Source organism: Kitasatospora sp. NPDC059408 (assembly GCF_042751525.1).
Classification (GTDB): domain Bacteria; phylum Actinomycetota; class Actinomycetes; order Streptomycetales; family Streptomycetaceae; genus Kitasatospora.
The window spans coordinates 1-11,993 of sequence record NZ_JBHYWI010000048.1; the positions used below are offsets into that span (position 1 = coordinate 1).

The following is an 11,993-nucleotide window of genomic DNA, read 5'->3' on the forward strand; positions in this document are numbered from 1 at the left end:
CCGCGCCCGGGTGGTCCCGCCCCGGGCCCCCCGGCCACCGACCCGCGGCGTCGGGGGGCCGCGGCCCCGGCCCCGCCCCGCGGGCGGGGCGTGGGGGCGGGCGCCCGGGCCCGGGGTCGGCGCGGGGCGTCCGGCGGCGGGAGCGGTGGCCGCACCGGCTCCGGGCGCGGGCGCGGCACCGCCGCGGCGCGAGGAGCGGGGGTTCACCTTGGTCCCGAAGAGGTCGCTGCGGATCACCTGGATCGCGACGATGACGAACAGCCACAGCACGGCGAGGAAGCCCAGCCGCATCACCGTCAGGGTCAGTTCGGACATGGCCGCCCCGCGTGTGGGTGAGCGAAGCGCGCGAACAAATCGGACACTACCCTTCGACCTGTCGGTAGACGATGGTGGTGGAGCCCACGACGATTCGCGAGCCGTCGCGGAGCGTAGCGCGCTGGGTGTGCTGTCCGTCCACCACGATGCCGTTGGTGGAGCCCAGGTCGAGGACCATCGAAGGGTTGCCGGGGCGGATCTCGGCGTGCTTGCGGGAGACGCCCGGGTCGTCGATCCGGACGTCCGCCTCGGTCGAGCGGCCGAGCACGCACGTGCCGCCGGAGATCTGGTGGCGGGTGCCGTTCACCTCGATCCAGGTGCGGACCGAGGCGCCGTGGCCGGAGCCGGGGAACGCGCGGACGTTGCCGCCCGCGGTCGGCGGGGCCGGGGGCATGGCGGGGGGCGCGGCCGGCGGCGGGGGCGCGCCGTACTGGTCGGCGCCCGGCTGCTGCCACGGCGCGCCGGGGGCCGGGGCGGCCGGCGGGCGGTCGTAGCCGGGCTGCGACGGGGCGTACTGCTGGGGCTCCTCGGCCGCCAGGGTGCGGCTGCGCACCCGGTACAGGCCGGTGTCGAGGTCGTCGGCCTTCTCCAGGTTCACCTGGAGGGGGCCCATGAAGCTGTACCGCTGGGCCTCGGCGTACTCGCGGACCATGCCGGCGAGCTCGCTGCCGAGCTGCCCGGAGTAGGGGCTCAGGCGTTCGTGGTCGTGCGGGCTCAGCTCGACGATGAAGTCGTTCGGCACGACGGTGCGGTCGCGGTTCCAGATGCTCGCGTTGTTGTCGCACTCGCGCTGCAGCGCACCGGCGATCTCCACGGGCTGGACCTCGGACTTGAACACCTTCGCGAAGGTGCCGTTGACGAGACCCTCAAGTCGCTGCTCGAACTTCTTCAGCACTCCCATGGGGCACCCCCTTCCAGGGTTCGTTCGCCTGCCTGCCGACCGGGCCCCGGAGAGCCGGTCGTGCCTACTTGCGGTACTTCCGTACTGATCGTATCCACGCCGGGCCCATCCGTACGGTTCCCGGAACGCGTCGTGCCCGGGGGTGGGCTCGGACACACAGGGTGACGCATATCGGGTACGGCACGCCAGGTGTGCCCGTCGGAAGGGGGTTCCACGCTTCGCCCGGACGTTCGGGGCGCATCCGTTCGGACGCGCTCGGGTGGCGGACCGGGGGTGGAACCGTCCCGCCGGAACGGATTCGGAGGACTCCCCCAGGTCGTGCTACTGTTTTCCACGTCGGAAGGGCCGCCCGAGAGGGAGGCCGGAACGAAGAACCACGAGGGCCGCGAGGCGCTGGTGGGTCGGGGATCCGGTCGGCACGGAAGACGCACCCATGCGCGGGTGGCGGAATAGGCAGACGCGCTGGATTCAGGTTCCAGTGCCCGAAAGGGCGTGGGGGTTCAACTCCCCCCTCGCGCACAGCGAAGCCCCGCAGATCTTCGGATCTGCGGGGCTTTCTCGTTCTCCGGCGGGACCGCCCCCGGGCGGCGTCCCGGCGGTTGGCAGCCGGCTCAGGCGCGGGAGGCGGGGAGTTCGGCGCGGACCTCGAAACCGCCCTCCTGGGTGGGGCCCGCGGTCAGCGTGCCGCCGAGGAGCTGGGCGCGCTCGCGCAGGCCCACCAGCCCGTGACCGCCGCCCGGCAGGGTCAGGGCGTCCGCCCGGGCCGGCCGCACCGGCGGGGGGTCGTTGCGCACCTCGACCCGCAGCCGCCGGCCCTTCGCCCGCACCTTCACGTGCACGGCCGCGTCCGGGGCGTACTTGGTGATGTTGGTGAGCGCCTCCTGGACCGTCCGGTAGGCGGCCCGCTCGACCGCCTCCGGCCACGGGCGGTCGCCGGGCGCCAGCTCGGCGTCGGCGGCCAGGCCGCTCTGCTCGATCAGCCGGGGCAGGTCGGCCAGCCGCGGCTGCGGGGCGAGCGGGGTGTTGTGGCGCGGGTCGCCGGTGCGCAGCACGCCGACCATCTGGCGCAGCTCGTCGAGGGTGCGCACGGAGAGCTCGCGGATGGTGCGGGCGGTGGCCACCGCGGCCGGGTCGGGGGTGCTCACCTGGAGCGCGCCGGCCTGGATGCTGATCAGGCTGACCTGGTGCGAGACGACGTCGTGCATCTCGCGGGCGAGCCGGCCGCGCTCGCTGATCAGCACCCGCTCGGCGAGCAGCCTGGTCTCCCGCTCCTGGCCCCGGATCAGCTCCTCGACCCGGGCCGCCAGCTCCCGTCGGGTGCGGGCGAGCAGGCCGGTGGCGGCGGGGCCGGCGGCGAGCATGATCGACTGGATGGCGTAGAGCGCGGTGTCGCGGCTCAGCCAGACGGTCTGGTCGGAGATCGGCCAGTGGAAGAACTCGACGAGGGTGAAGAGGGTGCCGAGGGGGATGACCAGACGGGGGTTGGGGCGTTCGGCCGCCAGCGTGTAGACGGCCGTGATCGGGGCCAGCCAGATGTCGGCGACGTAGCTGCCGGGCATGGTGAGCAGCAGCACCAGGACCGGGAAGCGGCGGCGCCAGAGCAGCGTCACGGCGGCCAGCACCGACAGCGCCACCTGCCACCACGGGGCGTCCCGGGCGACCAGGGCCGCGTCCATCAGGGAGTACAGCGCGGGCAGCAGCAGCATCAGCCAGGGCGCGGTGCACCAGGCCGGCAGCCGTCTCGACGGCAACTGGTCGGCGGCGGTCATGCCCCGTCGCCGGGTTTCGGCCGGACCAGTCCGGCCCGGTGGGCGACCACGGCGGCCTGGACGCGGTTCGCGGCGCCGAGCTTGCCGAGGATCGCGCTGATGTGGTCCTTGACGGTGCCGGTGCCGAGGAACAGCCGGTCGGCGATCTCCGCGTTGGACAGGCCCTCGCCGAGCAGCGCCAGGACGTCCAGCTCCCGGCCGGTGAGGGTGCGGGTGAGCGCGGAGGCCTCGGCGTCCGGGCCGCCGCCGTCCACGTAGCCGCCGATCACGGTGCGGGTGACGGTCGGGGAGAGGATGTTGCCGCCGGCCGCGAGCACCCGGACGGCGTGCACCAGCTGCTCGGGGGCGGTGTCCTTGAGGAGGAAGCCGGAGGCGCCGGCCCGCAGCGCGGTGCCGATGTACTCGTCGGTGTCGAAGGTGGTCAGCATCGCGACGGCCGGCGGGTCGGGCAGGGCGCGGACCCTCCGCAGCACCGAGATGCCGTCGAGGTCGGGCATCCGGATGTCGAGCAGCACGACGTGCGGGCGCAGCCGCTGGACGTGGTCCTCGGCCTGGCCGCCGGAGCAGTCGCCGACCACCTCCAGGTCGTGGGCGGAACCGACGATGAGGCCGAGGCCGGAGCGGACCAGGATCTCGTCGTCCACGATCAGCACGCGGGTGGTGGTGATGGTGCCTCCTCGGTTGGGGCGGCCGGGTGGGGGCGGTCCGCGCGGGTCGATGTCGAGGGTAGGGGTAGCCGGGTCGGGCCGCCGAACGCATGGCGGGTCCGCACCCCCGCCGTTCGGCGGGGGCTGGAATCCGCTACCCGGTTCACGCGATTCTCACGTGAGGTGGGGAACCATGTTGGTGGCTGCCCTTTCGTCGGCCCGCTCCCCGGTGCGGGGGCCGGTGGGCCCGGGGCCGCCGGTCAGTCCGTCGGGCCCGTGCGGGCGCCCGGCGCCGGGCCGTGTGCGGATGCGCCCCACCATCTGATCGTTTGGAATTGAGCTGTGTCGTCCACTGTGAAGTCGGAGCCGTCCGCCACGTCCACCGGGCCCCGGCCCGTCGGCCCGCTCGACCGCTGGCGCCCGCGGGCCGCCGCGGCCTCCGTCTGGTACCTGCGGCTGATCGCGCTGCTGAACGTGGCGACGGTACTCCTGGTGCCGTTCCGTGACCAGGTCAGCGAGCACAACGAGGGCGAGTACTTCACGCCGTACCTGATGACCTCGGGCCTGGCCAGCGCGGTGCTGTCGGTGTTCCTGGCGGTCGCGATGCGGCGGCGCAAGCGGGCCGCGTGGATCTTCAACGCGGCGCTGGCCGGGATGTTCGCCCTGCTCTACCTGGCTGCCATGGTGCTGCCCGACGAGCGCTTCAACCGGCACCCGCTGAACTACATCTCCACGGTGCTGACCTGCCTGTTCGTGCTGGCGCTGCTGATCGGGCGCAAGGAGTTCACCTCCAAGGGCGACCAGTCCAACCCGAAGACCGCCGCCGCGACCTTCGTCGGCGGGCTGCTGTTCGGCGGCGGGGTGGGCGCGCTGCTGGTGTGGCTGACCAACGACCTGGGCGGCGCCGGCTTCTGGGACCTCTTCCGCTACTCCGTCGGCCGGATGATCACCATCACCCCGTCCGAGCACCTGCGCTCCGTGATCAACGCACCGACCTGGGTGAACGCGGTGATCAACGCGATGGGCGCGGTGCTGTTCCTGCTCGTGCTGTACGTCGCCTTCCGCAGCCCGCGCGGCAAGGAGCTGCTGAACCCCGAGGACGAGGCCAAGCTCCGGACCCTGCTCGACAAGCAGGGCGAGCGGGACTCCCTCGGCTACTTCGCGCTGCGCCGGGACAAGGCCGTGATCTTCTCCCCCAGCGGCAAGGCGGCCGTCACCTACCGGGTGATCGGCGGGGTGTCGCTCGCCTCGGGCGACCCGATCGGCGACCCGGAGGCCTGGCCGGGGGCGATCGACGCCTGGCTCGCCGAGGCCCGCGAGCACGCCTGGGCGCCGGCCGTCATGGGTGCCTCCGAGGAGGCCGGCGTGATCTACGCCCGGCACGGGCTGGACGCGCTGGAGCTGGGTGACGAGGCGATCGTCGAGCTGGACGAGTTCTCGTTGGAGGGCCGGGCCATGCGGGTCGTCCGGCAGGCGTACAACCGGGTCAAGCGGGCCGGGTACACCGTGCGGATCCGCCGCCACGAGGACATCTCCGAGGCGGAGATGGAGCGGCTGGTGGCCAAGGCCGACGAGTGGCGCGACGGCGCGACCGAGCGCGGCTTCTCGATGGCGCTCGGCCGCCTCGGCGACCCGGCCGACGGCCGCTGCGTGATGCTGGAGTGCCACGACGGCGACGGCGAGCTCAAGGCGCTGCTGAGCTTCGTGCCGTGGGGCCCGGACGGGCTCTCGCTGGACCTGATGCGCCGGGCCCGGGACACCGAGAACGGCCTGGTCGAGTTCATGGTGATCGAACTCCTCCAGCGCGCCGACGAGGTGGGGCTCAAGCGGGTTTCGTTGAACTTCGCGATGTTCCGTTCCGTTTTCGAGCGCGGTTCGCGGCTCGGGGCCGGCCCGGTGCTGCGGCTGTGGCGCTCGGTGCTCGGTTTCTTCTCGCGCTGGTGGCAGATCGAGTCGCTGTACCGCGCCAACGCCAAGTACCGGCCGATCTGGGAACCGCGTTACCTGCTCTTCGAGAAGAGCAGCGAGATTCCGCGGATCGGCATCGCGAGCGCCCGTGCCGAGGGCTTCATCGTCGCGCCGAGCATGCCGGCCCTGTTCCGGCGCCGGCACTCCGGGTCCGCCGTGGTGGCGCCCCGGGTGCCCGTGGGCGCGCAGCAGGGCGAGGAGTAGTCCTCCGCCCGCTTCTCCGCCGGGGGGCGGGGGGCGGCGGACGGCCGGATGGGGGTGCCATAGGGGGGATCCCCTCCCCCCTGAGGATGACCCTTATCCCCATCCATGCCGATGTGGATTTGTTAAGAGGCTTCTAATGTTGAGGTAGCTGAGAAAAGACTCAACGGTTCGGGGATTCGGGAGAGGACGGCTGTGATTCACAGGACCCACGCGGGGGGCGTGCGAAAGGGGCCGCTGGCGACAGCCAGAGCGGCCGCTGTCGCCGAGTGGGGGACGTTGTTCGTGACGGTCCGCGACCAGGTGGTGCGCAAGAAGTTCGCCGCCGTTCCGCTGGCCACCACGGCGACGTTTCTGATCCTGCTGTTCAGCATCGTGCAGCACCTGCCCGGCGGCGAGCGCTTCGTCAACCACATCGGTGTGGTGAAGGCCGCGCTGCCGCTGGACGTCTCCCTGCTGCGCACCCCGCTGTCGCTGTACGTCCCGGCGCTGGACCTGCCGGTCTGGGGGGCGCTGGCCCAGGTCTTCCTGGTCTTCGGCATCGCCGAGATCGTGCTCGGCCGCCGGATGACGCTGGTGGTGGCCTACGCCTGCACCCTGGCGGGCACGCTGTTCGCCCGGTTCGGCGTGGCGATCGGGCCGGACCACCTGTTCGGCTTCCCGAAGTGGGTCGCCTACGTGCGGGACACCGGGCCTTCGGCCGCGGTGGTGGCGCTGGCGATCTGCATCGCGTTCCGCTGCCGGGCCTGGTTCACCGCCGGGCTGGTGGTGGTCCTGATGGTCGGCGAGGCGGTCGTCCTGCCGAACCTGGCCGGTCTGGAGCACGTCGTCGCGGTGATCACCGCGCTGCTGATCGCCGTCTCGGTCGAGGTGTTCGGCGACTTCTGGCCGCGGGTGCTGGCCGGGGTCGGGGCCGCCACCTCGGTGGCGACGGCGGCCTCCCGCGAGGTCGCGGTGGAGGCCCGGCGGCGGACCTCGGCGGGCGCCGTCATCCCGTAGGGAGCATCGTTGCGGCCTTGAGCGGCCGGGTACCGGGCAGCACGCCCGGTGCCCGGCCGCTCAGGCTTTCCGGGGGCCGTGGGGCAGCGGGAGCTCGAACCAGACGACCTTGCCGACCGCCTTGCGGGCGGTGCCCCAGCGCTCGGCGAGCTTGGTCACCAGGGTGAGGCCGCGGCCGGTCTCGCCGAGCTGCTCGGCGGGCTCCAGCGAGGGCAGGTTGTGGTTGTCGTCGCTGACCTCGACCAGGAGCTTGTCCACCCGGATCAGCTGCAGCCGGACCCGGTCCCTGGCCACCCGGACGGCGTTCGTCACCAGCTCGCTGACCAGCAGCTCGGTGGTGTCGCTGAGCGCCTCCAGGTGCCAGGCGGCCAGCTGCTCGCGGACCAGGGCGCGGGCCCGGCGGACCTCGCGGTGGTCGACGGTGAGGTCCCAGGTGGCCACCTCGGACGGGGCGACCCCGTCGAAGCGGGCCACCAGGAGGGCGACGTCGTCCTTGCGGTCGTCCGAGTGCAGGCGTTCCAGCACGACGTCGCAGGCCTGCTCGGGGCTCTGCCGCGGGTCGATCAGGTTGCCGCAGAGCGCGGCCAGGCCCGCTCCTATGTCGCCGCCCCTGACCTCGACCAGCCCGTCGGTGCAGAGCACCAGCATCGAGCCGTCCGACACGTCGATGGTCTTGGCGACGAACGGCACCCCGCCGACCCCGATCGGCGCGCCGGCCGGGATCTCCAGCAGCTCGCCGGTGCCGTCCGGGTGCACCAGGACCGGCGGGACGTGGCCGGCGCTGGCCAGCTCGCAGGTCCGGTTGATCGGGTCGTAGACCGCGTACAGGCAGGTGGCGAGGTGGTCGTCGCCGAGCTTGTGGGCCAGGTTGTCGAGGTGGCGCAGCAGCTGGCCGGGCGGCAGGTCGAGGGCGGCGAGGGTCTGCATGGCGGTGCGGAAGCGGCCCATCGCGGCGGCCGAGTGCAGGCCGTGGCCCATCACGTCGCCGACCACCAGGGCGACCCGGCTGCCGGGAAGCTGGATGGCGTCGAACCAGTCGCCGCCGACCTCGGCCTTCGGGTCGCCGGGCAGGTAGCGGTGGGCGATCTGCACGCCGGGGATCTGCGGCGGGCGGGTCGGGATCATCGAGCGCTGCAGCGTGGTGGCGACCCGGGACTCGGCGCGGTGCAGCCTGGCGTTGTCGAGCGACAGGGCGGCGCGGACGGCCAGCTCCTTGAGGGTCGCGGCGTCGCTCTCGTCGAAGGGGGTGCGGTCGGGCAGCCGGAGCAGCTTGAGGATGCCGAGCACGGTGCCCCGGGCGGAGAGCGGGACGACGAGCATCGAGCGGCCGGAGACCACCGGGGCCAGCCGGGCGCCGCCGAGCGCGATGGCGTAGTCGACCGCGACGTCGTCGCTGACCACCGGGACGAGGACCGGCTGGTTCAGCTGGAGGGCCATCCCGGGCGGGGTGCGGCGGGGCATGCTGACCAGCGCGCCCTCGGACAGGACGTGGTCCCAGGCGCCGCCGGTCTCGTTGTAGACCAGGGCGACCCGGCGGAGCATCGTGTCGTCGTCCGGCCGGGCGGCGGGCAGCTCCGAGTCGGAGATCAGCCCGTCCACGAGGTCCACGCAGGCGAAGTCGGCGACCCGGGGGACCAGCACCTGGCAGAGCTCGTGGGCGGTGAAGCCGAGGTCCAGGGTGGTGCCGACCTTGCCGCCGACCTCGTTCAGCAGGGCCAGCTGCTCGCCGGCGTGGCCGTTGGTCAGGAACGGGCCGAGGCGGCCGCCGTGGGGCGGGCCGTCGGCGCCGGCGGGGGCCGGGACGGCGGACGCGGTGGTGTCCGGGGCGGTGCCCGGGGACTGGTCGCCGCGGGCGCTCCGCCCGACCGGGGCCGGGGCGAGGGCCTGGTGCCCGTTGGCGGACGATTCGACGGCGGCCGGCTCGATGGCGGCGCCTCCTCCGGTGGGGGACGGGACGGACAGGGCGGCCGGCCTGGCGGCGGGCCGTTCGGCGCAGTCGCGCTGGCCGGGCAGCGGGCCGGCCGGGCGGCCGCGGACGGTCCGGGACGCGCCGGCCTGCTCGGGCTGCGGTGGCGGGCCCACCCGGGCGGCGCGCTGCTGGGCGGTGGGGTAGCGGCGGCCGATCCCGGCGGCGGCGTGCGCGGCGCCGCACTGCGGGTCGGAGGGCAGCACCGGGAGCACGGTGGCCGCGTCCAGCCGCAGGGCGGGCAGCCCGGCGAGCTCCAGCGCCGCCACCAGCGGTGCCCGGTGGGCGGCGGGCAGGAGCCGGGCCAGCGCCGACGCCGCGGCGGAACCGGCGGGTGCTCCGCCGGGCGGGGTGAGCGCGGCGACCAGCCCGTGGAAGCCGCCCCGGGCGGCGGGGGCGGGCGCGAACGGCAGCAGCCGCTCGCCCAGCGCGAGGCGCGGTCCCGAGGTGCGCAGCGGGCGGGCGTCCGCGGCCAGGGCGAGCAGGCCGCCGGACGGGCCGGGCAGCGGGTAGGCCCACCACAGCACGTCGCGCAGGTGGTCCTCGCGGTCGGTGACGGGCATCTGGCCGGCCCAGGGCGGGCCGTCGGCGGTCAGCGCGGCCAGGGTGTCGAGGGCGTCGCAGCGGCGGCGGGCGCAGGTGGCGCCGGCGGATCCGCGGGGCTCCATGGCGGGCAGCAGGCCCGAGGCGGGGCGGTCGCGGGCGACCTCGGCCCGGTGCCCGAAGAGCTCCTCGGCGGCCCGGCTCCACTGGGCGATCCGTCCGGCCCGGTCGACCAGGACGAGGGCGAGCCGGACCAGGGCGGCGACACCCGCCGGGTGGCCTCCCGGAACGGCCTCGGCGCCCGCCGGACGCGGTGTGGAGTTGGGCTCGTCCACCATGGATTCGGTCTGCTCCCGCCTGGCCGCCACGCCTGGAGGCGGCCGTCTCTCCGGAGGAAGGCACGCTGTGCGGATACCAGCGAAGCACGGACCGGGCCGGGCTCGATAGCGAAACGGGGAGATTCATCAGGATCGGTTGCACGCCGCTTGCCTCGCGCCGGTTCGTACCCCCCTTCCGCCCGGTTGACGCTTCCCGCGCGGGGGTAGGGTGGCAGGCCGGGCCGCCCGGCGGCCGAACGCAGTAGGGACGAGACAGAGGCGAGAAGTGACCGCGCAGATCCCCGTCCGCTGGACGGACCCGGAGCAGCAGGAGCTGGAGGAGCGGGTCGCCGCCGCCGAACTCGCCTGGCTGAGCATGGACGTCGACGTGCAGACGCTGCGGGTCGAGATCGACAACTTCGCGCTGATCCACCATCAGCTGCTCGGCCCGCTCTACGCCCGGCTCGACGAGCTGGACGCCCTGGTCGCCGAGGCCGTCGCGGCCACGACCGGGCGCCCCGAGGACGTCCGGCGGGCCGCCGAGGCCAGGCAGCAGGTCGAGGAACTCCCCGACTTGGACGCGCTGTTCGACTCCGTCCAGGCGGTCCGCGAGGAGCGCGGCGGCGAGGAGGAGGCCGTCCCGCCGCCGCCCGCCGCCCCGGCCAAGGTCCGCTCCGGACGGGAGGCCCAGCGGATCTACCGCGACCTCGTGCGCCGCGCCCACCCCGACCTCACCACCGACCCGGCCGAGCAGGAGCGCCGGGCCGCGTTCCTCGTCCGGGTCAACGAGGCCTACGCGTTCGGCGACGCCGGCGCGCTGGCCGGCCTGGCCGCCGAGTGGTCCACCGCGCCCGAGGCGGCCCCCGCGCCGGACGCGCCGGACCGGCTGGAGTGGCTGCGCCGCCGACTGGAATGGCTCACCGCGAAGATCGCCGAGACCGCCGCCGAGCAGGTCCGGCTGGAGCGCACCCCGATGGGGGAGCTCCTCGCGCTCGCGCCGCAGGACCCGGACGGGCTGCTGGAGCAGCTCGCCGAGGAGCTGCTGGCCAAGGCCGCGGACCGGCAGGCCGAGCTGGCCCGGCTGCTCGGCGATCCCCGGCCCCCGGTGGGCGACAATGGCACGGACCCGATCGAGCCCCAGGAGACCCACACGATGTTCCCGCAGATCCCCTCCGCCGACGCCGCCTCCGTGCCCGCCGATGCCGTCCTCCTGGACGTCCGCGAGCAGGACGAGTGGGACGCGGGCCACGTGGACGGCGCCCTGCACATCCCGCTCGGGCAGGTCATCGCCCGGCTCGGCGAGCTGCCGGACGACAAGCTGTACGTGCTGTGCCGCGTCGGCGGCCGCTCGGCGCAGGTCGTCCAGTACCTGGTGCAGCAGGGCCGGGACGCGGTGAACGTGGACGGCGGCATGTACGCCTGGGAGGGCGCCGGCCGGCCCATGGTCAGCAGCACCGGCCAGGACGCGTTCGTCCTCTGAACCCCGCTCCGACCGGTACGCACCCTTTGGCCCGGTAGGGCAGGATGGGCGCGCGACCGACCCGGGACGGGCCCGGCGGCGCCCGTCCGGCAGGGGGAGCGCGCATGGCGGACAGCACGGACACACCGGCCGGCGCGCGGGTCCGGTCGCGGCCCGCGCAGCTCGTTCTGGGCCTGGCCGCCGTGGTGCTGCTCACCGGGACGGGACTGTTCCTCGGCGCGGTGTTCCTGCACGTCGCGCCCGCCAACACGGTGTCCCGGCAGTACCGGGAGCAGATCGACGGGGTGGTCTACCCCGAGTTCGAACAGAACTGGAAGCTCTTCGCGCCCAACCCGCTCCAGCAGAACGTCAGCCTGGACGCCCGGGTGCGGACCGTCGCCGGCGGCGGCGCCACCGAGACCCGCGACTGGCTCGGGCTGACCGCCCGGGACATCGCCGCGATAAGGGGCAACCCGGCGCCCAGCCACGTCGACCAGAACCTGCTGCGGCGGGCCTGGGACTTCTACGACGGCTCGCACAACCCGCAGGACGAGACGCTGACCAACAGCCGGGGCAAGCTCGCCGAGGAGTACCTGAAGCGCATAGCGCTCCAGCGGATCGGCCGGAGCGTGGACGGCGAGCGGATCCTGGAGATCCAGTTCCGGGTGACCTCGGCGACCGTCCCGCCGCCGTCCTGGAGCGGGGAGGCCCCGCCGCCCGAGCCGAAGACGCGGGAGCTGCCCTGGTGGCCGGTGGACGACGCGGACTTCCGGGGGCTCGGGTGAACGAGGTGTCGCAGCCGGAGGTCTCGCCGTCGGGGGTTTCGCCGTCGGGGGTCTCGCCGTCCGGTGTCGAACAGCCGCGGGAGGTCTCGTCGTCCGGGGGCGAACAGCCGCGGTTGGACGGGA

Annotated in this window: 8 protein-coding genes, 1 tRNA gene and 1 pseudogene; 5 read left to right on the forward strand and 5 right to left on the reverse strand. The window is 74.2% G+C overall.

The genetic code is table 11. The features are described 5' to 3' along the window. Both ACFXDE_RS27935 and ACFXDE_RS27940 read right to left on the reverse strand, forming a co-directional pair. Nucleotides 1–315 (reverse strand): annotated as a pseudogene (locus tag ACFXDE_RS27935) (FHA domain-containing protein); the annotation flags it as partial. Between the two features lie 46 nt (nucleotides 316–361). Continuing rightward, nucleotides 362–1,216 carry an FhaA domain-containing protein gene (locus tag ACFXDE_RS27940; RefSeq protein WP_380497452.1) on the reverse strand — a complete coding sequence of 285 codons (855 nt, stop codon included), beginning with the start codon at nucleotides 1,214–1,216 and terminating at the stop codon, nucleotides 362–364. 435 nt (nucleotides 1,217–1,651) lie between these two features. Here ACFXDE_RS27940 and ACFXDE_RS27945 point away from each other — a divergent pair. Continuing rightward, a tRNA-Leu gene (locus tag ACFXDE_RS27945) sits at nucleotides 1,652–1,735 on the forward strand. 92 nt (nucleotides 1,736–1,827) lie between these two features. Here ACFXDE_RS27945 and ACFXDE_RS27950 read toward each other — a convergent pair. Both ACFXDE_RS27950 and ACFXDE_RS27955 read right to left on the reverse strand, forming a co-directional pair. Then, nucleotides 1,828–2,985, reverse strand: coding sequence for a sensor histidine kinase (locus tag ACFXDE_RS27950; protein ID WP_380439725.1), 1,158 nt, complete (start codon nucleotides 2,983–2,985; stop codon nucleotides 1,828–1,830). Further along, nucleotides 2,982–3,635: a response regulator gene (locus ACFXDE_RS27955; RefSeq protein WP_380439735.1), complete on the reverse strand. Its 654-nt coding sequence runs from the start codon at nucleotides 3,633–3,635 to the stop codon at nucleotides 2,982–2,984. The genes ACFXDE_RS27950 and ACFXDE_RS27955 overlap by 4 nt, the downstream gene beginning before the upstream one ends. 339 nt (nucleotides 3,636–3,974) lie before the next feature. Between ACFXDE_RS27955 and ACFXDE_RS27960 the strand changes: the two genes are divergently transcribed. Continuing rightward, on the forward strand, nucleotides 3,975–5,804 hold the full coding sequence (locus ACFXDE_RS27960; RefSeq protein WP_380439723.1) for a phosphatidylglycerol lysyltransferase domain-containing protein: 1,830 nt from the start codon (nucleotides 3,975–3,977) through the stop codon (nucleotides 5,802–5,804). A 282-nt stretch (nucleotides 5,805–6,086) separates the two neighbouring features. Then, nucleotides 6,087–6,800, forward strand: coding sequence for a hypothetical protein (locus ACFXDE_RS27965; RefSeq protein WP_380497454.1), 714 nt, complete (start codon nucleotides 6,087–6,089; stop codon nucleotides 6,798–6,800). Between the two features lie 60 nt (nucleotides 6,801–6,860). Here the strand turns inward: ACFXDE_RS27965 and ACFXDE_RS27970 are convergent, their stop codons facing one another. Then, entirely contained in the window at nucleotides 6,861–9,647 is a 2,787-nt protein-coding gene (locus ACFXDE_RS27970) for a SpoIIE family protein phosphatase (RefSeq protein WP_380497455.1), read from the reverse strand. A gap of 265 nt (nucleotides 9,648–9,912) precedes the next feature. Here ACFXDE_RS27970 and ACFXDE_RS27975 point away from each other — a divergent pair, with 265 nt between their 5' ends. Together ACFXDE_RS27975 and ACFXDE_RS27980 are read left to right on the forward strand one after the other, a co-directional pair. Continuing rightward, nucleotides 9,913–11,106, forward strand: a complete 1,194-nt coding sequence (locus ACFXDE_RS27975; RefSeq protein WP_380497456.1) for a rhodanese-like domain-containing protein — start codon at nucleotides 9,913–9,915, stop codon at nucleotides 11,104–11,106. A 104-nt stretch (nucleotides 11,107–11,210) separates the two neighbouring features. After that, nucleotides 11,211–11,870 (forward strand): DUF5819 family protein, encoded by a 660-nt coding sequence (locus tag ACFXDE_RS27980; RefSeq protein ID WP_380497457.1) that lies wholly within the window; start codon nucleotides 11,211–11,213, stop codon nucleotides 11,868–11,870. Nucleotides 11,871–11,993 lie beyond the last annotated feature (123 nt).